This window comes from Micromonospora craterilacus (genome assembly GCF_003236315.1).
GTDB classification, from domain to species: domain Bacteria; phylum Actinomycetota; class Actinomycetes; order Mycobacteriales; family Micromonosporaceae; genus Micromonospora; species Micromonospora craterilacus.
Genome location: NZ_POTY01000076.1, coordinates 1 through 21,296, shown reverse-complemented (window position 1 = coordinate 21,296; position 21,296 = coordinate 1). Strand labels below are relative to the sequence as shown.

The window sequence follows — 21,296 nt, the reverse complement described above, 5'->3', positions numbered from 1 at the left end:
GGCCAGGGTGAGGACGCCGATCGGCGAAAGCAGCAACGCACGGAAGCCCGCAACCCATCGCAGGGCCGGAACGCGAGGAACGCTCGCCACAACCGGGCGCCCACCGGGGCCCCGGGCAGATGTCCGGGGCCAGCCTCGTCTAAGGCTTGCGGCCCACACCGCCGAAGGCGTCAATGTCGGCGGGCGTGTCGACATCGTCGTCGGGTCGCCACCGCGGGCACGGTACGACTCCCGGCTCCACCAGATCCAGGCCCTCGAAGAACCCGGCGATCTGGTCGGGCGAGCGCAGCGTGTACGGCGTCGCTCCGGTGTCGTTGTAGTCGTCCTGCGCCTGCTGCATCTCGGGGCTGATCAGGCTGGCGCCGTCGTTGAGCGAGAGGTAGCTGCCGGACGGCAGCGGTGCCAGCAGTTGACGCGTGATCGATCGGGCCGTCTCGTAGTCGGGCACGTGGCCCATGACGCCGCTGAGGATGAGCCCGATCGGCTGGTTGAAGTCGAGCGTCTTGGCGACCTCGGCGAAGATCGCGGGCGGATCGTGGAGGTCGGCGTCGAGGTAGGCGGTCTTGCCCTCGGGTGTGCCGACCAGCAGCGCACGGGCGTGCACCAGTACCAGTGGGTCGTTGTCGACGTAGACGATCCGGGCGTCCGGCGCGATCCGCTGCGCCACCTCGTGGGTGTTGTTGGCCGTCGGCAGACCCGTGCCGACGTCGAGGAACTGGCGAATGCCCGCCTCCCCGGCGAGGAACGTGATCGTGCGGATGAGGAACTGCCGGGAGGCACGGGCGACATCGACAACGCCGGGAAAGACCTGGCGGTACTGGTCGCCCGCCGCTCGGTCGACTGCGAAATTGTCCTTGCCGCCGAGCCAGTAGTTCCAGATCCGCGCTGAATGCGGCACCGACGTGTCGAGCTTGTCGGGCTCAGACTGGCCGGTCGCTGGCGAGTCCACGCTCACTATGAACACCTCTGCTCTGACTGCGTTCATGGGATTTGGGTCGCCGCATCGGGCCATCAGGGCACCAGCCGCGACGCGTCATGGTAGCGAAGGCAGGGAATGCACGCTGCCCCACTGACGATCATGGACAGTTGGTCGACATTGCCACGCTCTGGACTCGGTTGGGCGGTGTCGATTGCCGTTGCTTCGGGTTGGTCTGAAGGACTGCGCGGGCCTGTTCGGCCGCGCGGGTGATGCTCTCGCTGATGACACGGCAAGGCCCACAGCGGATGTCGCGCTGCGGGCCTTGCCGTGCTGTATCACCGGGGGCTAGCTAGGGCTTGCGCCCGACTGCGCAGTACTGGTCGATCTCCGCGGGCAGGGTGTCCGAACCGCCGGCGGGTCGCCAGCGGGTCACCGACACCACCCCGGGCTCGATCAGATCCAAGCCCTGGAACAGGCGTGCGATCCGCTCGGGACTCCGCAGGTGGTACTTCGGATTGGCAGAGATGTTCCAGATCCGGACGGCCTCGGTGACCGCCTCGCTCGTGTCACTGCCGTCGTACATCGCCAGGTAGCTCCCCGAGGGCAGCTTGCCCATGATGCTGTCGATGATCGACTTCGCTTCCTCGTCGGACTCGATGTGACCGAGGACGCCCATCAGGATGAGTGCGACCGGCTTGCCCAGGTCCAACGTCCGCGACGCCTCGCGGAGGATGGCGCCCGGGTCACGGAGGTCCGCGTCGATGTAGTCGGTGGCACCTTCGGGCGTGCCGACGAGCAGGGCCCGGGCATGCGCCAGCACCAGCGGGTCGTTGTCGACGTAGACGATGCGCGCGTCCGGGGCGGCCGCCTGAGCCACCTCGTGGGTGTTGTCGGCGGTGGGCAGGCCGGTGCCGATGTCGAGGAACTGCCGGACACCGGCCTCACCGGCGAGGTGGCGCACCGCCCGGGCGAGATACGCCCGGGAGAGACGGGCGTTCTCCGCGAGCTGCGGCAACGTCGAAATGATCTGGTCGCCGACCACGCGATCGGCGGCGAAATTGTCCTTACCGCCGAGCAGGTAGTTCCAGATTCGGGCCGTCTGCGGCACTCCGGTGTCCAACTTGGGCCTGCCCTGCCCGCCGCTCGCCACGACCGGACTCTCCACCACGATCGCATCCCCCGTCTCTTTAGGACAACGCTGATCTTCCGTCGCAAGCTTAACGGTCACCCGATCGACGCGCTCCTACAGATGTCGATGGTGGACGGTGGGCCTACCTGCATGTATTGACAGCGATCATGTTAGCGATAACAATTGTGCCCACTGTTCGCCTCACTTATCGAATGCTCGTGCCCACCACCGGCGGCCATGAGCACGCTCACAAGACAGCGCCGCCCGGAGGGTGGCGCCAGACAACCGTGCGCGGCGAGCGCCGCGTCCGGGCACCCGTCCCGCGGTAGCGGCTCCCGCTGACTCCCCGGTCAGTAGGTCCCACTACCGGCCAGCTGAAGGAGAGTGAGAAGTGGCCAAGCAGTTCTCCCGACGACGCCTGCTCCAGCTCGGCGCGTTAGCAGCCACCGTCCCCGCCACCCTGACCATCACCTCGACCACCGCCGCATCGGCGGCCACCGCCAGCAGCGGAAGCGGCGGCCCGGCCCCCGCCAAGCCGTTCAACCTCGGCCAGGTTGCCCTGCACGAGGGCATCTTCCAGCAGAAGCGCGACCGGATGCTCAACTACGCCCGGAACTACCCCGGCAGCGGCGGTGTCCTCGCCGGTCCGGACCGAATGCTGCACCTCTTCCGGGCCAACGCCGGCCTGCCCGCCCCCGGCACCTGGCCGGGTGGCTGGGACACCCCGAACCACCTGCTGCGCGGGCACTTCACCGGGCACTACCTGACGATGCTGTCCCAGTCCTACGCCGCCACCGGCGAGGAGATCTTCCTCGACAAGCTCGACTACCTCGTCGAGGAGCTGGGCAGGTGTCAGCGGGCCCTCGACGCGCGACCGGTCGGCCGGGTCGCCGGCCGGTCCGGCAAGGCGGTACGGCTCAGCGACCCGCACCCGAACCAGTACGTGCTGCTGCCCCAGCGGATTCTCGACGGCGTCACCGACGTGACGTTCGCGGTCTGGGTGCGGCTCGCCGCCAGCCAGACCAATGCCAAGATCTTCAACTTCGGCACCGGTTCGAGCGTCTACCTGTCGTTGTCGCCGTGGGTGGCGGCCAACACGGGACCACGGTTCGCCATCACCACCAGCGGCAGCAACAACGAACAGCGCATCGACGGTACGAGCAACGCGGTCCCCGTCGGCGAGTGGGCGCACGTGGCGGTCACGATCTCCACGGCGGACAACACCGGGCGGCTCTACGTCAACGGGAACCAGGTCGGCACCAACACCATCCGGCTGACCCCGGCCAACCTGGGTGCGACCACCAACAACTGGATCGGCCGGTCGCCGAGCGCCAACGACCCGTACCTCAACGCGACCGTCGACGACCTGCGGATCTACCACCGTGCGCTGAGCGCCGCCGAGGTGCGGGCGCTCGCCACCGCGGACCCGGCACCCGAGGAGCCGGACCAGTCCGACCTGGTGGCCTGGTACCGCTTCGAGGAGGAAGGCGAGACCGCCCTCGACCACTCGGGCAACGACCGCGACGCCACCATCATCGGAACCAGCTACCCCGGCTACCTCTCCGCGTTTCCGGAGGGCCAGTTCAGCCGGCTCGAACCACCGACACTCCAGCCGAACAGCGGCGCCAACGCGGTCTGGGCGGCGTGGTACACCTGCCACAAGATCATGAGGGGTCTGCTCAACGCGTACCACCTGACCGGGAACGAGGAGGCGCTGGAGATCGCCTTCCGGATGGGTGACTGGACCCACCAGCGGCTCAGCCGGTACAGCCAGGCCCAGCTGGACCAGATGTGGAACATCTACAGCGCTGGCGAGGCCGGCTCGATGAACGAGGTCATGGCCGAACTCTCGGCGCTCGCCCCGGACCCCGACGCGAAGGCCCGGTACCTGCGGACGGCCAAGGCGTTCACCTTCACCACGCTGTTCAACGCCACCCTCGACGACCGCGACATCCTGAACGGGCGGCACGCCAACCAGTACATGGCGCCGAACATCGGCTACCTGCGGATCTTCGAGCAGACCGGCGAGGAGGACTACCACACCGCGGCCAAGAACTTCTGGGCGATGGTGGTCCCGCACCGCACGTTCAGCAACGGTGGCGCGGGCCGCAGCGAGCATTTCGGCGTACGCGGCTTCATCACCGCCGGATTCACCTCAAGCTCGGACCCACGGCACGCCGAGACCTGCTGCACCTACAACATGCTGCGGCTGACCCGGAACCTGTTCTTCCACGACCAGGACCCGGCGTACATGGACTTCTACGAGAAGGGTCTGCACAACCAGATCCTCAGCTCGCGCCGGGACGTCGACAGCGTCACCGCCACCGAGGTCACCTACCACCAGAACATGTGGCCGGGCCGGTCGCGGCAGATCGGCACCTTCGTCGAATACAGCCGCTACGGCGGCAACGGCAGCTGCTGCAACGGCACCGGCATCGAAAGTCACACCAAGTACCAGGAGTCGATCTACTTCCAGTCCGCCGACGATTCGACGCTGTACGTGAACCTCTTCATCGCCTCGACGCTGACCTGGCCCGGCCGCGGGTTCGTCATCACCCAGGAGACGCAGTACCCGACCGAAGGCGCCACCCGGCTGCGCTTCGACCAGGGCAGCGGACAGCTGAAGGTCAAGCTCCGGGTGCCGTCGTGGGCCGTGCGGGGCTACCAGGTCCGGGTCAACGGTGCCCGGCAGCGGCTCGCCGCCACGCCGGGCAGCTACGTCACCCTGGACCGCCGATGGTCCCAGGGGGACACCATCGACATCTCGATGCCGTTCAGTTTCCGGGTCGAGAAGGCGCTCGACGACAAGTCGATCCAGTCGATTCTCTACGGCCCGACCCTGATGGTCGTCCGGGACAACACGCCCAGCTACCGGGAGTTCACCTTCTTCAAGGATCTGAAGCGGGACGGCGACCTGGCCGCCGCGATCCAACCGACGAGTGTCCCGATGCACTTCACCACGCACGGCTACACCCTGGCGCCGTACTACCTCTCCGACCCGGTGCCCGGGCAGTTCAACGCCTACCACCCGTACGTGAAGCGGGTCGAGCCGGAGGTCGTGTTCGGCTCGGCCGCCACCGGCGTACCCAACGACGCCATCCGGGACGAGGGCGGCGAGACGTTCCTGGACCGGGTCTGGGAGACGGCCCCGTTCCGCAACCACGGCCAGTTCCTACAGCGGGTGAAGCAGGTGGCGGACGAATGGGTCGCTGCCGGGCGGCACACCGAAGAACAGAGCAGGGCCATCCAGCTCGCCGCGGCGCACGCCAACAAGGATCTGGAGCCGTGACCGTCGACCCCGGCTGAGGCCGACCCCGCGACGTCGGTCCTGTCGGGCCACGGCTCGACAGGACCGGCGTCGCCGCCGCTCCCCCGGCCGTACGCAGGCATCCCACACCGGCCCACCCGCCGAGGGCGGTCTAGACGCCGGTGACCTCGACGCCGAGCCACCCGGCGAGGTCCTCGATCTCGGTGCGGACCGCGGCGGTCATGGCCCTGGTGAAGCGGACATCCTGGTGGACGGCGTTGACGACCAGGGTGCCGGCCTTGCGGTCGACGGTCGCGTCCAGTTTGCCGACGAGCCGGTCGTCGTGCAGGACGGGCAGGGCGAAGTAGCCCCACCGACGTTTCTCCCTGGGCTTGTACATCTCCAGGAAGTACTCGAAGCCGAAGAGCTGCTCGGCCCGGACGCGATCGTGGATCAGCCGGTCGAAGGGCGAGAGCAGCGCGGTACGTCCCTCGAACGGCAGACCGACGTACGCAGGGTGCACCCGCCAGGTGCCCGGCGTGCCCTCGACGGTGGCCGCCTCACCGGCGTCACCGACGTACGGCGACTCGCCGGGGATCTGTGGGCCGGCGGACCGGGCGATACCGAGGGCCGCGAGCCGACGCTCGTTGCGGAGGCGGACCGCGGCATCGAGATCAAGGGTCGGCAGTTCGGCGGGGTGGACCCGCTCGGGGAGGTCCCAGTAGCGCTGTCGCCCCTTGCGGCCGGAGATCGCGACGTGGCCGCGCCGGGCCATGGCCTCCAGCATCTTCGTGACGTTGCGGTTGTTGGTCCACCCCGACGACGGCCAGGGCACGACGTTCGTGTCGGGGATGTCCCGGGACAGGAGGCGGCCCTCCTTCTCCAGCAACGTCAGGATGTCCCGCCGAAAGGACTCGTTCTGCTCGAGCCACGCTCGGGTGGACGGATGCGGCTCGGCGTCCCGAACCTCGGCGATCACGGCGGGCAGGTCGCGGGGGGACCGGATGTAGGCGACGGTCTCGACCAGGGTGCGGTCGGTCTCGACGGCCCTGGTCAGGTCGGCCGGACGGTAGCTCGCCCCGAGCCGGCTCCACAGGACGAGATCCGCGCTCGGCGCGATGGCCGCGGTGGGGTCGATCTGTAGGAACGTCAGGCGCTCGACGACGTCGACGAGGCCGGTCGGGCGCGCGGCGTCGAGCAACTGGGCGTGGATCGCGATCCGGCGGGCCTCGTCCTGGCGCAAACGGTGCACGATCATGTCGCCGACCCTAGACCTTGCCCGGCAGGGACGGCGACACCGTCACGGCGACCCGGCATATCGGGCGGCCAGGGCACGGGCGGTGTCGACCAGTTGGGCCCGCAGGTCGGCCGGTTCCAGCACCTCGACCTCCGCGCCGAGCCGGAGGAACTCGCCGTGGGCGTGGGTCAGCGATTCGATGGGTACGACCGCGGTCACCCAGCCGTCGCCGTCGGGTGGACCGGCCGACCGGTCGGCAGCGGACCACACCACGTCGCTGGCCACCTCCCGGAGCCGCTGGCGGCCCTGGGGCGAGAGCCTGATCACCGCCTCGCGCTGATGCAGCCGGCTGCGGAACTCCGCCACCTGGGTCCGCCAGTAGCCCGCCAGGTCGAAGTCGGTGGGCCAGTCGAACGTCTCGGCGAGTAGCTCCAGTGCCATGATCTGGTTGACCCGGTAGGTGCCGATCCCGGTCCGGTCCGGGTCGGCCCGGCGGGCCACCACGTACCACCGCCCGCCCTTGAGCACCAGCCCGTACGGTTCGATCGTGCGGGTGACCTCCCCCTGCCAGCTGCGGTACCGGACCCGTACACGGTGCTCGTGCCACACCGCGCGGGCGATGTCGGTGAGGTGCGCCGACGCGTCGCCGTCCTGGTACCAGCCGGGCGCGTCCAGATGGAAGCGCTGCTGAAGCTGGTTCGCGCGGTCGCGCAGCTCGACCGGAAGCGCGGCCTGGAGTTTGAGTTGGAGCGCCGCCACCACCTCGGCGTAGCCCAGTTCGGCGGCGGGGCCGGGCAGGCCGGTGAGGAACAGGCTCTCCGCCTCCTGGACGGTGAGCCCGGTCAACCGGGTCCGGTAGCCGTCGAGCAGCTGGTAGCCGCCGGCGTGCCCGGCTTCGCCGTACAGCGGGACGCCGGCACCGTGCAGCGCCTCCACGTCCCGGTAGATGGTGCGTACGGAGACCTCGAGCCGGTCGGCGAGTTGCCCGGCGGTCAGCCGTCTCTGGGTCTGCAGCAACAGCAGGATCGACAGGAGACGACTGGCTCGCATTCCACTGACACTACCTGTCAGTGGATTCGTCTTATCGTTCCCGGCATGCCGTTAGCCGAGATCGAAACGGGGACTGTGATGGGTGACTTCGACTTCCTGCCCGGCGTCTGGGACGTCGCCAACCGCCGCCTGCTGAAGCGACACGTCGGCAGCGACGAGTGGGACGCGTTTCCCGGGTTGATGCAGGCCCAGAGCTTCTTCGACGGCGCCGGCAGCTTCGACGAGACCGTCTTCCCCACCAAGGGCTTCCGTGGGGTCAGCCTCCGGACCTACGACCCGGTGCGACGCGAGTGGTCGATCTACTGGGTGAACAGCAGCAACGGCCTGCTCGCCCTGCCGCCGGTGGTGGGCGGCTTCACCGACGGCGTCGGCACGTTCTACAGCGACGACACCGACGAGGGCAGGCCGATCCGCTGCCGCTACACCTGGTCGCGGATCACCCCGACCAGTTGCCGGTGGGACCAGGCGTTCTCCCTCGACGGTGAGCAGACCTGGGAGACGAACTGGATCATGGATCTGACCCGCCGGAAGGATGGGTGAGCCGCCAGCATTCAGGGGAGAATTAGGGCATACTGCGCACCGTGACTGGCAGCGAGAGCGAGAACCCCGCAATCCCGTCCCCCACGCCGAAGCCGAGCCGGCCGAGGACGAACCAGGACTGGTGGCCGAATCAGCTGAACCTGCAGGTTCTCCATCAGCACTCGCCCCGGGCCAACCCGATGGGCGCGGCCTTCGACTATGCGGCGGAGTTCAGGAACCTCGACGTCGACGCGCTGAAGCGGGACATCTTCGAGGTGATGACGACGTCGCAGGACTGGTGGCCGGCCGACTACGGTCACTACGGGCCGCTCTTCATCCGGATGAGCTGGCACGCCGCCGGCACGTACCGCATCGAGGACGGCCGCGGCGGTGGCGGCGACGGCGCTCAGCGTTTCGCCCCGCTCAACAGCTGGCCCGACAACGCGAACCTCGACAAGGCGCGCCGGCTGCTCTGGCCGGTCAAACAGAAGTACGGATCGAAGGTCTCCTGGGCCGACCTCCTGGTCTTCGCCGGCAACTGCGCGCTGGAGTCGATGGGGTTCAAGACGTACGGCTTCGGCTTCGGGCGCGAGGACGTCTGGGAGCCCGAGGAGATCTTCTGGGGGCCCGAGGACACCTGGCTGGGCGACGAGCGCTACAGCGGCGACCGGAATCTCGCCGGTCCGCTCGGCGCCGTGCAGATGGGGCTGATCTACGTGAACCCGGAGGGGCCCAACGGCAATCCGGATCCGCTGGCCGCGGCCCGGGACATCCGGGAGACCTTCCGGCGGATGGCGATGAACGACGAGGAGACGGTCGCGCTCATCGCCGGCGGTCACACCTTCGGCAAGACCCACGGTGCCGCCTCGGCCGAGTACGTCGGCCCCGAGCCGGAGGGCTGCCCGGTCGAGGCGGGCGGCCTCGGCTGGCGGAACACCTTCGGCAGCGGCATGGGCCGGGACACGATCACCAGCGGGCTCGAGGGTGCCTGGACGCCCACCCCGATCACCTGGGACAACAGCTTCTTCGAGACCCTGTTCGGCTACGAGTGGGAACTCAGCGAGAGCCCGGCCGGCGCGAAGCAGTGGCGGCCGAAGGACGGCGCCGGCGCGGACACCGTGCCCGACGCCCACGACCCCGCGGTCAGGCACGCCCCGATGATGGCGACGACGGACCTCGCGTTGCGCGCCGACCCGACGTACGAGCAGATCTCACGTCGGTTCTTCGAGAACCCGGACCAGCTCGCGGAGGCGTTCGCCAAGGCGTGGTACAAGCTGCTGCACCGCGACATGGGACCCGTCTCGCGCTATCTCGGGCCGTGGGTGGCGGAGCCGCAACTGTGGCAGGACCCGGTGCCGGCGGTCGATCACGAGCTGATCGCCGACGGGGACATCGTCGACCTCAAGCGCAAGATCCTCGCATCGGGACCGTCCACCTCCCAGCTGGCCCGGACCGCCTGGGCGGCGGCGGCGAGCTTCCGCGGCACCGACATGCGGGGCGGGGCCAACGGTGCGCGGATCCGCCTCGAACCGCAGAAGGACTGGGCGGCCAACGACCCGGCCGACCTCGCCACGGTGCTGCCCGCACTCACGCAGATCCAGCAGGAGTTCAACAACTCGACGTCGAGCGGGAAGCAGGTCTCGCTCGCCGACCTGATCGTCCTGGCCGGCTGCGCGGCCGTCGAGCAGGCGGCCAGGAACGCCGGGCACGAGGTCACGGTCCCGTTCGCACCCGGGCGTACGGACGCGTCCCAGGCGCAGACCGACGTGGAGTCGTTCGCCGTACTCGAACCGAAGGCGGACGGGTTCCGCAACTACCTGCGCGCCGGACGGAAGTTGTCGCCGGAGACCCTGCTGCTGGACCGGGCCAACCTGCTGACCCTGACCGCGCCCGAGATGACGGTCCTGATCGGCGGCATGCGGGCGCTGAACGCCAACACGGGGCAGGCACCACACGGCGTCCTCACCGACCGGCCCGAGACGTTGACCAACGACTTCTTCGTGAACCTGCTCGACGTCGGCACCGAGTGGAAGACGTCCACCTCGACCGAGAACGTGTTCGAGGGTCGCGATCGCGCCACGGGCAAGGTCAAGTGGACCGCCACCGCCGTCGACCTCGTCTTCGCGTCGAACTCCCAGCTCCGCGCCATCGCCGAGGTCTACGCCGGTCACGACGCGCAGGAGAAGTTCGTCCAGGACTTCGTCGCGGCGTGGGTCAAGGTCATGAACCTGGACCGGTACGACCTCGCCTGACCTCGGCGGCGGCCCCGGTTCCCGCGCGCCCCGTCAGGCGCCCGTTCGATGCCGACCGGCCGCTAAGTGATCGCAAAGAGACGGTCAACGGGATCCACGACGGCGGCCAGCAACGCGCCGGGCACGAGGGCCGGGTCGTCGGCGCGGATCGTGTCGGCCTCGAACGTGGCGAACCCGGGACCGCTGATCCGCAGGTGGAGTTCCAGCCCAGGATCCTCTCCGCCCAGGTGGTTCGCCACCGCGAGGATCTCCGCCGTCGCGGCGACACCAGCGGTGGACAGCCGACGCGCGTCGCGGCGCGAGCGGGTGACCAGCCGCAAGCCGAAGACGCCGAAGCCGACACCGACGATCGTCATCAGCACGTCACCGGCGAGCAGGCCCCAGAAGTCCGTTGGCGACCACGGTGGGTCCTGCGTCACGGCGACGGCGAGCAGGACCGGTCCGGGCAGGCAGATGGCCAGGAACGCCAGTCGGCAGAGTAACGCGCCGATCGGACCGAGAGGCGTTTCCGCTTCCCGGGGGGCACTCGTCACCCTCGCACCCTAGTGCAGCGCCCAGCGTGACTGGCCGAGTCGTACCGGTCCGGGCCACCGTCCGGCACGCCGGCTCACTAGGCTGCGCCCGGTGAGTGCGACGGATCAGGAACGGGCCGCGGCGTTGTGTGCGTACCTGCGCAGTGGTGACCGTGACGCCGATCGGCGCCGGGCGGCGGTTCGGTCGCTGGCCGGCATGGCCGGGGTCGACCTGGATCTTTCCGGGACGGTACTGACGGACGCGGACTTCGGCGGCGGGCGGTTCGGCGCGGTGACCTTCGCCGACACCCGGTTCGTGGGGAACACCTCGTTCGCCGGGGCCGAGTTCGAGGGCGAGGCCGTCTTCGCGCGGGCGGTGTTCGACGGCGAGGCGCGGTTTCAGCGGGCTCGATTTCACGCGACCGCGGTGTTCGGGCGGACCCGGTTCCGCGCGGTGACGTCCTTCGCGGGCGCGGAGTTCCACGCCATGGCCTGGTTCGGGCGGGGCGAGGAGGAACTCTGGGAGGACGACGACGCCTGGGACACCGTCGAGGAGATCGAGCCGCTGCCGTGGGACGAGGTCAACGAGACCGACCCGGTGTGGCCGGTCGCCGTGGTCGTCGGGGATTACCAGAGCTACGAGGAGGGCGGTGACGGGGCTCGGTTCGCGGCACCCGTGGCGTTCCGGGGTGCCTCGTTCGGCGATACGGCCTGGTTCGGCAAGGCCCGGTTCGCGGCGGAGGCGGACTTCCGGGAGGCACGCTTCGGTGGGCCGGTGCACCTCGACTCGCCCGCGGCGGACCTGACCGACGCCCGCTGGTCGGGCGACGAGGGATCCTGGCCCTGGGGATGGTCGGTACGCGACCAGGTGCTCACCGCGGAGGCGAGTTGGTCGGCGCGCACCGACGCGCAGGCGCTGACCGGGATCGGGGACCATCACCCGGAGCAACGCCAGCGGGTGGTGGACGCGATCTGCGCCCACCTGCGCACCCCGTTGCTGTTCGACGTGCGCGGGACGCTGACCGCCGAGCAGCAGCGGGTGGTCGAGGACCGCGGCACCGCGCAACGGGTTCTCGCGGCACGGCTGCGGCCCGGGCGGTGGGCGGGCATGCACCTGTGGCTCTCCGGCGCCACGCTGATCGGTCTCGACCTGACCGGCTGCGGTGGCGGGGTCGCCGAGTTCACCGGAGCGCAGTTCCATGGGACGACGCGGATCGAGCGTGCCGGGTGGGACCGGGTTGTGCTGGACCTCGGGGGCGGGCACGGGCGAGCGACCTTCCACGACGGCAGCCGGCCCGAGGGTTTGTAGGGCCGCGCACGGCCAGCCGGTCAGGCCGCGGACAGTCGGACCACGAACCGGCAGCCACCGGAGGTGTTGTGCACGTCGACATGCCCGCCGTGCGCCTCGACCAGCCCGTGCACGATGGCCAGGCCGAGACCACCGGAGGCGCCGCCGCCTCCGGTGCCCTGGCCGGGGGTCCGCGCCGTTTCGCCCCGGAACGCCACGTCGAAGAGCCGGGGCAGGTCCGCCGGCGAAATCCCGCCACAGGTGTCCGTCACGGCGAGCCAGACGGTGTCCAGCTCGCGGCCGGCCTCGATCCGCACCGTGCCGTCCTCCGGGGTGTAGCGGACCGCGTTCAGCAGCAGGTTGCCGACCACCCGGGCCAGTTCCGGTTCACTGGCGGCCACGGTCGGCCAGCCGGACTCGACCGCGACCAGTCGGATCCGCCGCGCCGCGGCCAGCGGTGCGGTGCTGGCCAGCGCGTTCGAGACCACCTCGCCGAGGGCGACGGCGGTCAGTGACAGCCGTAGCGCGCCGGCGTTGATCCGGGACAGCTCGAACAGGTCGTCGACGAGCCGCGTCATCCGGTCGGTTTCGATCCGGATCCGCCGGTGGTACTCGCCGACGGTTTCCGGGTCGCGGACCACCTCGTCCTCCAGCGCCTCGGCCATCGCCCGCAGCCCGGCGAGCGGGGTGCGCAGGTCGTGGGAGACCCAGGCGACGAGATCGCGGCGACCCTTCTCGATGTGCCGCTCCCGCTCGCGGGCCTGGTCGGCCCAGACCGCCGCGGCCGCCAGTCGCCGACCGATGTGTCCGCCGACAGCGAGACTGACCACGGCCGCCGCCGCGACCGCGATCAGGACCACCTCCAGGTCGTGCGGGGACAGGAACATCGCCTCGGCGACCGCGACCACGCCGCCCACCACCGCCAGCACCGTGACGGCGAGCAGGACGCACAGGTGCACGGTGATCGAGCGGCGGCGCAGCCGCCGCAGCAGCAGCGCCCCGGCGAGTCCGATGGCCAGCGCCGCCACGAGCGCGATCGTGAAGATCAGCGCCAGGTCACGCATCGATCGGCTCGTACCGGTAGCCGACACCCCAGACCGTGACGATCCGCCGTGGCTCCGCGGGATCGACTTCGATCTTCTCCCGCAGCCGCCGCACGTGGACGGTCACGGTCGAGTGGTCGCCGAAGTTCCAGCCCCACACCTGCTCGACCAGTTCGGCCCGGGTCAACGCCCGGGACGGATGCCGCATCAGGTGGACGAGCAGGTCGAACTCCCGCAGGGTCAGCGCCAGTTCGGTCCCGCCCAGCACGGCCACCCGGGGTCCGGTGCGTACCTCCAGGTCACCGTCGACGAGTCGCTCCGGCCGGTCCGGTACCGGCTCGCCCCCGGCGCGGCGCAGCACCGAGCGCACCCGCAGCACCAGCTCGCGCGGCGAGAAGGGCTTGGTCAGGTAGTCGTCCGCGCCGAGTTCCAGACCGAGGACGCGGTCGGCCTCGTCGCCGAGGGCCGTCAGCATGATGATGGGTATCCCCTCCGGCCGGGTCCGCAGCTCGCGGCACACCTGCAGGCCGCTGACCGTGGGCAGCATCAGATCGAGTACGACCAGATGCGGCGCCTGACGCGCCACGGCGGCCAACGCGGCGGCGCCGTCCCCCGCGTGGCTGACCTGGTAGCCGGCGTGTTGCAGGTAGCGGCACACCACGTCGCTGATGGTCTGGTCGTCGTCCACCACCAACACCCGCTGCGTCACCGCCGACCTCCACCTGTTCCCACCCGAGCCAGCGTAGTCACGGCCGGGACGAGCCGGGCATCCAAGATCTTGCAGGTTCCTTACGGCTATGCCGGTGCGGACCCGTCGGCCGCCGGCCTGGTTAGGTTGATCCCGGTGGCCCCTGCGCTTGGAGGTTCTCGATGGATCGGGTCGGTCGTACGGTCGCGGTTGTCATAGCCGGGGTGTTGGCGGCGGCGGGATGCGGCACAGATGTCGAGCCGGGAACTCCCGCCGACACCACGCCACCCGCGGCGACCGCCTCGACCGCCGCAGCTCCGTCGCCGACGTCGCCGACGTCGCCGACCCCGGGGGCCGCCACGGCGGTGCCGCAGACGCTGGCGTTCACCGCCACGACGGTTGACGGCCAGCGGTTCGACGCCGCCGAGCTGTCCGGCAAGCCGGTGGTGCTGTGGTTCTGGGCCGCGTGGTGCCCACGCTGCCGGGCGGCAGCCGAGCACGTCGCCGGCGTACAGCGCGACTTCGGCGACCGGGTGCAGGTGGTCGGGGTTGCCGGGTTGGGCAGCGGCGACGAGGCGATGCGCAGGTTCGTCGCCGACCAGGGCATCGGCGGATTCGTCAACCTCGCGGACGACGACGGCGCGGTGTGGAAGCGCTTCGAGGTCACCACCCAGGAGTACTACGTCGTGCTCGACAGCGCCGGTGCGATCGTCCACAAGGGAGCCCTGACCGCGCAGGCGCTGCGCGACCGGGCCGCCGCGCTGGCCGGCTGAACAGGAATCCCCCGGTGCTCGACGCCCCGTACGCCCTCGCACTCGCCGCCGGACTGCTCGCCGCCGTCAACCCGTGCGGGTTCGCGCTGCTGCCCGCGTACCTGTCCTTCCTCGTTCTCGACGGGTCCGACGGCGGCGGACGGTCCCGCGCGGTCGGCCGCGCGCTGCTGCTCACCGCGGCCATGACCGTCGGTTTCGTCGCCGTGTTCGGGGTGTTCGGCCTGCTGGCCGCGCCGGCCGCCGACGTGATCGCCCGGCATCTGCCATGGGTCAGCGTCGCCATCGGGCTGGTCCTGGTGGCGCTCGGCGGGGTGCTGCTGGCCGGCCGTCAGCTACCCACCGTCGGCCCGAAACTGGGCACCGGGCCGGAGGTGACCCGCCGGTTCGGATCCATGGCCCTGTTCGGGGCCTCCTACGCGGTCGCGTCGCTCGGCTGCACGATCGGACCGTTCCTGGCCGTCGTCGTGACGGGCTTCCGCAGCGGATCCGTCGCGGCCGGGGTCGGCCTGTTCGTCGCGTACGCCATCGGCATGGCCCTCGTGGTCGGCGCGGTCGCACTCGCCGTCGCGCTGGCCAAGATGTCGCTGGTCCGCGGCCTACGCCGGGCCGCCCCGCTGATCAGTCGGGCGGCCGGCGCACTGCTGATCGTGGCCGGCGGCTACGTGGCCTGGTACGGCTGGTACGAGATCCGGGTGTTCCGGGGTGGCACCGGCACCGACCCGATCGTCGACGCCGCCGCGACGATCCAGGCGGCCGTCGCCGGCTGGCTGGGCCGCGTCGGTCCCAGCACCGTCGCGATCGCCTTCGCCGTGCTGCTCGTCGCCACCGCAACCGCTGCGGCGCTGCTCCGACACCGCCGCGCCCGCCGCTGAGGTCCCGGCGGTGACCGGTCGGCCGACCCGTGGGGGCCGTTCGGGCCGTCCCCGCACGGCGTTTGTGGCTGGCGGGCGGTTGCTATCGTCGCCGCGACGCCGGTGATCTCGGCGGCGAGGCGGAGGAGGGGGACGCGATGGGTCTGATGGACAAGCTCCGGGGCGAGTTCGTCGACATCGTGGAGTGGCTGGACGACAGCCGGGACACGATCGTCTGGCGCTTCCCCCGGTACCAGAACGAGATCAAGATGGGCGCCCAACTGGTCGTCCGCGAGTCGCAGACGGCGGTGTTCGTCAACGAGGGGCAGATCGCCGACGCGTTCCCGCCCGGCACGTACACGCTGGAAACCCGGAACCTGCCCATCCTGTCCACCCTCAAGGGCTGGAAGTACGGCTTCAACTCGCCGTTCAAGGCCGAGGTGTACTTCGTCAACACCCGGCAGTTCACCGAGATGAAGTGGGGCACCCAGAACCCGGTGATCCTGCGGGACGCCGAGTTCGGTGTGGTCCGGCTGCGGGCGTTCGGCGCCTACTCGGCCCGGGTGGTGGACGCCCAGAAGCTCCTGCGGGAGCTGGTCGGCACGGATCCGCAGTTCCGCACCGAGGAGGTGCAGGAGTACCTGCGCCAGCTCATCGTCGGGCGACTCGGCGGGGCACTGGCCACGGCGGGCGTACCGCTGCTGGACCTGGCCGCCCACCAGGACGCGATCGGCCGGCAGCTGGCCGACGTACTGACCGAGGAACTCGTCGACGTCGGCATCGCGATCCCCAAGTTCGTCATCGAGAACATCTCCGTGCCGCCGGAGGTGGAGCGGGCGCTGGACAAGCGGACCAGCATGGGCGCGGTCGGCGACCTGGACCGGTTCACCCGGTACCAGGCGGCCACCGCGTTGGAGGAGGCGGCGAAGAACCCGGGCGGCGAGGCGGGCGCCGGCGTCGGGCTGGGCATGGGCATGGCGATGGGCCAGCAGATGGCCCGGGCCATGTCGGGCGACACCGGTACGCAGCCGGCGCCGGTCCCCGCGCAGCCGGGCGGCGTCGAGCCGCCGCCGCTGCCGAACCAGGCGCAGTGGTTCATCGGAGTCGCCGGGCAGCGGCAGGGCCCGTTCGACCTCGGTGGGCTGGCCGCGCAGGTGGGTGCGGGCACGCTGGGCCCGGAATCGCTGGTCTGGCGGGCCGGTATGGCCCAGTGGCAGCCGGCCGGGCAGCTGCCGGAGCTCGCGTCGGTGCTGGCCAGCGTGCCACCGCCGCTGCCGCCGCAGTGAGCGCGCAGGACGGGAGCGGGCCGAGGCAAGAGAGCAGGAGCGGGCAGCGATGAGCGAGCGGAGCGAGCGAACAATCAGGCTCAGCGCAATGGTGCCTCATTCCGGCACGCGGCGCAGCGGAGTGCCGGCATGAGCGACACGGCCGTCTCCCCGCCGTCGTACCAGTGCGGGGGCTGCGGTGCCCGGGTGGAGCACGCACCGGGCACGACGGAGCTGAGCTGCCCGTACTGCGGGCACCGTCAGCAGATCGCCGGTGCCGGCCGGGCGGTGCGCGAGCACTCGTACGACCAGTTGGCCGCGGTGCCGCGCCAGCCGCTGGCCAGCGTGGCCGCGCACGCGTTCGTCTGCCCGGGCTGCGGCGCGCATACCGAGACCGACGCGCTCGCCCAGCGTTGCCAGTTCTGCGCCACCCCGTTGGTGGCCGAGGCCGCCGCGGGCGGGCTGATCGCGCCGGAGGCGGTGCTGCCGTTCGCGGTGGACCGGGCCGGCGTACGCACCGCCCTGGGCAAGTGGTGTCGCAGCCGCTGGTTCGCGCCGAACAGCCTGAAGAAGGTCAGCGAGGCGGAGACGCTCAAGGGCACCTACCTGCCACACTGGACGTTCGACGCGCGGACCGTCTCGGACTACCAGGGCCAGCGTGGCGAGTACTACTACGTCACCGAGACGTACACGGTGATGGTGGACGGCAAGCAGGAGACCCGCACCCGGCAGGTGCGGCACACCCGGTGGCACCCGGCACGCGGCACCGTCCGCCGGAACTTCGACGACGTGCTGGTGCCCGCCACGACGCACCTGCCGGAAAAGCAGCTGGACCAGCTGACCCCGTGGCCGCTGGCCGAGGCGGTCGCCTACCACGGTGACTACCTGGCCGGGTATCACGCGCTGCGCTACGACACCGAGCCGGAGACCGGGCTGGCCACGGCAAAGGCGCGGATGGCGTCGGTCATCGAGCAGGACTGCCTGTCCGACATCGGCGGTGACCAGCAGCGGGTCAGCTCGGTGGACACCACCTACTCGGGCGTGACGTACAAGCTGCTCCTGCTGCCGGTGTGGATCGCCGCGTACCTGCACGCCGGCCGGTCGTACCAGGTGCTGGTGAACGCCCGCACCGGCGAGGTCATCGGCGAGCGGCCGTACAGTGGAGCCAAGATCACGGCGGCGGTGCTGGGCGCGCTGGCGCTGGTCGCGGCGTTCGTGGTGGCGTACCTGCTGAGCCGTTAGCGCCGTGCCGTCGTCAGCGGGGTGACGGCTCGTCCTCCGGACCAACGTCGTCGCGCTTGCGTCGGTTACGGAGGGCCGCGACCAGCAGCGCGATCCCCATCGCGGCGTTGCCCCAGCGGCGCAGCGCGATGCGGGCCCGCCGGTGCGATGGGGGCGGCGGTCCGGGCACCACGACGTGGTCGACGCCGGGGTAGGCGAGCCGGGCGGCATCGGCCGCCTCCTGCTCGGTGCGCACCTCAAGGTTGCTGAGAAGGGCCACGCCGGCCCGCTCGTCGCGGTAGCGCCAGCGCCACCGGTCACCGTCCGGCCACAGTTCCACCCGCTCCCCCGGGCGGTCGCGCGCCGGCAACTCCGGTTCGTCGCCCGGCCGGCCGAGCGCGGGCCGGCCGGTGCCCGATCGGCGGCGGGCGGCGCGCAGGTCGGCTCGGGTCAGCTCGCCCAGGCGGGCCGCGTCGCTGCCGCGCAGCGCCCGGGCGAGCAGGAACGCCAGCGTCCCGGTGAGCAGCGGCAGGACGAGGACCAGCACGCGCAGGATGTCGAGCACGTCGTAGATCGGTACCCGCAGCAGCCGCGCGATGAGGTCGTCGCCGCCCGCGACCACCAGCATCGCGAAGAAGGTCAGCACAGCCACCCCGATGCCGGTCCGGACCGGGTGATCGCGGGGCCGGTCGAGCAGGTGGTGCGGGCGGCGGTCGCCGGTGCACCACCGTTCCACGAACGGCCAGGCGTACAACGCCAGGAAGGTCACGCCGCCGAGCACCACCCCGGGGAAGAACGGAGCGGGCACCAGGTGGCCGGCGATCCGGATCTCCCAGGGCGGAAACAGCCGCAGCGCGCCATCGCCCCACAGGACGTACCAGTCGGGTTGGACCGGTGCGGTCGCCTGGGCCGGGGCGAACGGCCCGTAGAGCCAGACCGGGTTGATCTGCACCAGCCCGCCGAGGGCGAACAGCACCGCCAGCACCCAGGCGAACAACGCCAGTGAGCGCAGCGAGTAGCTCGGGTAGAGCCGGGAGCCCACCACGTTGTGCTCGGTCCGCCCCGGGCCGGGGAACTGGCTGTGCTTCTGCCGGACGATCATCGCCAGGTGCGCCGAGATCAGGGCGACCAGCACGGCCGGCACCAGCAACACGTGGGTGACGAACAGTCGCGGGATCATCTCGTCGGAGGGGAACTCCCCACCGAGCGCGATGAACACCAGCCACGCCCCGACCACCGGGATCGACTCCGCCACCGACACGATGATCCGCAGGCCGATGCCGGAGACCAGGTCGTCGGGCATGGAGTAGCCGGTGAACCCGTTGGCCAGGGCGAGGGTCAGCATGGTGACCCCGACCAGCCAGTTGAGTTCGCGGGGCCGCCGGTAGGCGCCGGTGAAGAAGATCCGGATCAGGTGCACCACGATCGCCGCGACGAAGATCAGGGCCGCCCAGTGGTGGGTCTGGCGGATCAGCAGCCCGCCGCGTACGTCCCAGCTCAAGCGCACGGTCGAGGCGTACGCCGCGGAGGTGGTCGTGCCGTCCAGCGGCGGGTAGGAGCCGTGGTAGGCGCGGTCGGCGGAGCTGGGATCGAAGAAGAATGTCAGGTAGACGCCGGTGAGGACGAGCGCGACGAAGGAGTAGAGGGCGATCTCGCCGAGCATGAACGACCAGTGGTCCGGGAAGACCTTGGCCAGTGCCTTGCGGACGACCGGTGAGAGTCGCAGACGGTCGTCGAACGCGCGGGCCAGCCGATCGAGGATCATGGCCGGTCCCAGAAGCCGGCGCCGGGCGGGGAGGTGAAATCTCCGGTGGCCCGCAGGTAGCCGTCGGCGCCGACCTCGATGGGCAGGCCGGGCAGCGGCCGGGCGGCGGGCCCGGCGACGGGTGCGGCGTCGGCGAACAGGTTGAAGGACGACTGGTGGCAGGGGCAGAGCATCCGGCCGGTGCCGTTGAGGTAGAGCCGGACCGGGCAGCCGGCGTGCGTGCAGAGCAGCGAGTAGACGACCAGCCCGTCGAGGTGGCCGGCCGACGGTGGCCGGGTGAACCGCTCCGGGCGTAGCCGGACCGCGAAGGCCGGCGCGTCCCCGGCCTCGATGTCGCCCTCCGGAAACACCCCGACCACCGCGCCGGCCGGTACGTCGTCAGGTCGCAGCGGACGCCCGTCGGCGTTCACCAGGCGTACGCCCGGCCGCCAGGGCGTCTCCGTCAACGCCCGCACCGGTGCGGTCCGGTCCCAGGGCAGCAGCGAGCGGAGCGGGAACAGCGCTGCGGCACCGAGCGCGGTCAGCGCCAGCCCGAGCGTGGCGAGCAGGCCCCGACGGCGTAGCGGGCTGTCCGGCGCGGTGAGCACGTCCGCCGTCGACGCCTGTTCGTCCGGGGGCGGGGTGAAGCCCTCGTGCTCCTCGACGTAGCCGCCGGTGGGCACCAGCCGCCGGCCCCAGATCGCCAGCCCGGTGGCCAGCCCGGCGAAGGCCACCGCCAGGCAGATCCCTTCCCACTGGGTCTGCCCACCGAGGCCGTAGGTCACCGCGAACCCGATCGCGCCGGCGGCGCTGGCCAGGAAGGACAGTGCGATCCGGCGGGTCACTCCGGGCGGCCCGTCCGGGACGGGCGGACGCCGCCTCACTCTCCCGCCCTCCGGCCCAACCAGCGGGCGGCGGTGACGAGCAGCCCGAGGGTGACGATCCAGGCGACCACTCCCTCGGGCAGCGGCCCCAGCCGGCCGAGCGGATTGCCGCCCCGGTCCAGCCGCTCGTCGCGCAGCCGGCGCACGTACGTGGCCAGATCATCGACCTGCTGGTCGGTGAGTACCTGGCTGGGGAAGACCGGCATCAGGCCCGGGCCGACCCGGACGGCCTCGGCGACCTGCACCGGCGTCGCGTCGTACAGCGCCGGAGCGGTCCGGCCGTCGGTCAACGGGGCGCCCGCGCCGGTCGCGCCGTGGCAGGGTGCGCAGTTGACGGCGAACAGTTCCCGCCCGGCCTGGAGGTTTCCGGGCGCCACCTGCGGGATCTGGGGTCCGCCGCCGCCGAAGCTGGCGACGTGGTCGACCAGGGCGGCGATCTCGTCCGCCGAGAAGACCGGTTCGGCGCGGCGGGGCTGCGGCTTCGCGTCCGGGATGGGCATCCGCCCGGTGGAGAGCTGGAAGTCCACCGAGGCGGGTCCCACCCCGACCAGCGAGGGGCCGCGTTGGCTGCCGCGCCCCTGCTCGCCGTGGCAGCTGGCGCAGCTCTGCCGGTACAGCTGCTCGCCCCCGGGTACGGGGGCGGCGGTCGCGGCGGTGCCGGCACCGGCCGGGGG

Annotated in this window: 18 protein-coding genes; 8 read left to right on the top strand and 10 right to left on the bottom strand. The window is 71.1% G+C overall.

Annotated features, from left to right (window positions below):
• Positions 1–139 precede the first annotated feature (139 nt).
• Positions 140–985 (bottom strand): SAM-dependent methyltransferase, encoded by an 846-nt coding sequence (locus tag C1I95_RS14230; RefSeq protein ID WP_111214302.1) that lies wholly within the window; start codon positions 983–985, stop codon positions 140–142.
• 283 nt (positions 986–1,268) lie between these two features.
• Positions 1,269–2,087, bottom strand: a complete 819-nt coding sequence (locus C1I95_RS14225) for an SAM-dependent methyltransferase (protein WP_199523743.1) — start codon at positions 2,085–2,087, stop codon at positions 1,269–1,271.
• Positions 2,088–2,439: 352 nt separating this feature from the next.
• Here C1I95_RS14225 and C1I95_RS14220 point away from each other — a divergent pair, with 352 nt between their 5' ends.
• The gene (locus C1I95_RS14220; protein WP_111214301.1) at positions 2,440–5,337 is read left to right on the top strand and encodes a beta-L-arabinofuranosidase domain-containing protein; all 2,898 of its coding nucleotides are present in this window, start codon (positions 2,440–2,442) and stop codon (positions 5,335–5,337) included.
• Positions 5,338–5,467: 130 nt separating this feature from the next.
• Here C1I95_RS14220 and C1I95_RS14215 read toward each other — a convergent pair whose 3' ends face one another.
• Positions 5,468–6,553, bottom strand: coding sequence for a DNA glycosylase AlkZ-like family protein (locus C1I95_RS14215; protein ID WP_199523742.1), 1,086 nt, complete (start codon positions 6,551–6,553; stop codon positions 5,468–5,470).
• Between the two features lie 42 nt (positions 6,554–6,595).
• On the bottom strand, positions 6,596–7,582 hold the full coding sequence (locus C1I95_RS14210) for a helix-turn-helix transcriptional regulator (RefSeq protein ID WP_111214300.1): 987 nt from the start codon (positions 7,580–7,582) through the stop codon (positions 6,596–6,598).
• Between the two features lie 45 nt (positions 7,583–7,627).
• On the opposite strand from C1I95_RS14210, the gene C1I95_RS14205 reads away from it, so the two are divergent.
• Both C1I95_RS14205 and katG read left to right on the top strand, forming a co-directional pair.
• Positions 7,628–8,122, top strand: a complete 495-nt coding sequence (locus tag C1I95_RS14205; protein WP_233513659.1) for a hypothetical protein — start codon at positions 7,628–7,630, stop codon at positions 8,120–8,122.
• A 32-nt stretch (positions 8,123–8,154) separates the two neighbouring features.
• A complete protein-coding gene (gene katG, locus C1I95_RS14200) occupies positions 8,155–10,353 on the top strand; it encodes a catalase/peroxidase HPI (RefSeq protein ID WP_325048828.1) in 2,199 nt (732 codons plus the stop codon).
• Between the two features lie 62 nt (positions 10,354–10,415).
• Here the strand turns inward: katG and C1I95_RS14195 are convergent, their stop codons facing one another.
• On the bottom strand, positions 10,416–10,886 hold the full coding sequence (locus tag C1I95_RS14195; protein ID WP_111214297.1) for a hypothetical protein: 471 nt from the start codon (positions 10,884–10,886) through the stop codon (positions 10,416–10,418).
• 91 nt (positions 10,887–10,977) lie between these two features.
• On the opposite strand from C1I95_RS14195, the gene C1I95_RS14190 reads away from it, so the two are divergent.
• A complete protein-coding gene (locus tag C1I95_RS14190; protein WP_111214296.1) occupies positions 10,978–12,174 on the top strand; it encodes a pentapeptide repeat-containing protein in 1,197 nt (398 codons plus the stop codon).
• 20 nt (positions 12,175–12,194) lie between these two features.
• On the opposite strand, the gene C1I95_RS14185 is transcribed toward C1I95_RS14190, so the two are convergent.
• Together C1I95_RS14185 and C1I95_RS14180 are read right to left on the bottom strand one after the other, a co-directional pair.
• Entirely contained in the window at positions 12,195–13,217 is a 1,023-nt protein-coding gene (locus C1I95_RS14185; protein WP_111214295.1) for a sensor histidine kinase, read from the bottom strand.
• Positions 13,210–13,905 (bottom strand): response regulator transcription factor, encoded by a 696-nt coding sequence (locus tag C1I95_RS14180; RefSeq protein WP_111214294.1) that lies wholly within the window; start codon positions 13,903–13,905, stop codon positions 13,210–13,212. The genes C1I95_RS14185 and C1I95_RS14180 overlap by 8 nt, the downstream gene beginning before the upstream one ends.
• Positions 13,906–14,066: 161 nt before the next feature.
• Between C1I95_RS14180 and C1I95_RS14175 the strand changes: the two genes are divergently transcribed.
• The 4 genes from C1I95_RS14175 (at position 14,067) to C1I95_RS14160 (ending at position 18,015) form a co-directional block, all read left to right on the top strand.
• On the top strand, positions 14,067–14,657 hold the full coding sequence (locus tag C1I95_RS14175; RefSeq protein ID WP_111214293.1) for a redoxin domain-containing protein: 591 nt from the start codon (positions 14,067–14,069) through the stop codon (positions 14,655–14,657).
• A 14-nt stretch (positions 14,658–14,671) separates the two neighbouring features.
• Positions 14,672–15,529, top strand: a complete 858-nt coding sequence (locus C1I95_RS14170) for a cytochrome c biogenesis CcdA family protein (protein ID WP_111214292.1) — start codon at positions 14,672–14,674, stop codon at positions 15,527–15,529.
• A gap of 137 nt (positions 15,530–15,666) precedes the next feature.
• Positions 15,667–16,794, top strand: coding sequence for an SPFH domain-containing protein (locus C1I95_RS14165; RefSeq protein ID WP_111214308.1), 1,128 nt, complete (start codon positions 15,667–15,669; stop codon positions 16,792–16,794).
• 129 nt (positions 16,795–16,923) lie between these two features.
• Positions 16,924–18,015 carry a TFIIB-type zinc ribbon-containing protein gene (locus tag C1I95_RS14160; protein WP_111214291.1) on the top strand — a complete coding sequence of 364 codons (1,092 nt, stop codon included), beginning with the start codon at positions 16,924–16,926 and terminating at the stop codon, positions 18,013–18,015.
• A gap of 13 nt (positions 18,016–18,028) precedes the next feature.
• Here the strand turns inward: C1I95_RS14160 and qcrB are convergent, their stop codons facing one another.
• The 3 genes from qcrB to qcrC form a co-directional block, all read right to left on the bottom strand.
• Entirely contained in the window at positions 18,029–19,759 is a 1,731-nt protein-coding gene (qcrB, locus tag C1I95_RS14155) for a cytochrome bc1 complex cytochrome b subunit (protein ID WP_111214290.1), read from the bottom strand.
• Positions 19,756–20,622, bottom strand: a complete 867-nt coding sequence (locus tag C1I95_RS14150; protein ID WP_158566398.1) for a QcrA and Rieske domain-containing protein — start codon at positions 20,620–20,622, stop codon at positions 19,756–19,758. Before C1I95_RS14150 ends, qcrB begins: the two co-directional genes overlap by 4 nt.
• A partial coding sequence (qcrC, locus tag C1I95_RS14145) for a cytochrome bc1 complex diheme cytochrome c subunit (protein WP_111214288.1) occupies positions 20,619–21,296 on the bottom strand: 678 nt, incomplete at its 5' end. The genes C1I95_RS14150 and qcrC, both read right to left, overlap by 4 nt.

Coding starts and splice junctions, on each gene's coding strand:
- C1I95_RS14230 (WP_111214302.1), bottom strand. CDS start 985: ATGAACGCAGTCAGAGCAGAGGTGTTCATAGTGAGCGTGGACTCGCCA.
- C1I95_RS14215 (WP_199523742.1), bottom strand. CDS start 6,553: ATGATCGTGCACCGTTTGCGCCAGGACGAGGCCCGCCGGATCGCGATC.
- C1I95_RS14210 (WP_111214300.1), bottom strand. CDS start 7,582: ATGCGAGCCAGTCGTCTCCTGTCGATCCTGCTGTTGCTGCAGACCCAG.
- C1I95_RS14205 (WP_233513659.1), top strand. CDS start 7,628: ATGCCGTTAGCCGAGATCGAAACGGGGACTGTGATGGGTGACTTCGAC.
- C1I95_RS14185 (WP_111214295.1), bottom strand. CDS start 13,217: ATGCGTGACCTGGCGCTGATCTTCACGATCGCGCTCGTGGCGGCGCTG.
- C1I95_RS14175 (WP_111214293.1), top strand. CDS start 14,067: ATGGATCGGGTCGGTCGTACGGTCGCGGTTGTCATAGCCGGGGTGTTG.
- C1I95_RS14165 (WP_111214308.1), top strand. CDS start 15,667: ATGGGTCTGATGGACAAGCTCCGGGGCGAGTTCGTCGACATCGTGGAG.
- C1I95_RS14160 (WP_111214291.1), top strand. CDS start 16,924: ATGAGCGACACGGCCGTCTCCCCGCCGTCGTACCAGTGCGGGGGCTGC.
- qcrB (WP_111214290.1), bottom strand. CDS start 19,759: ATGATCCTCGATCGGCTGGCCCGCGCGTTCGACGACCGTCTGCGACTC.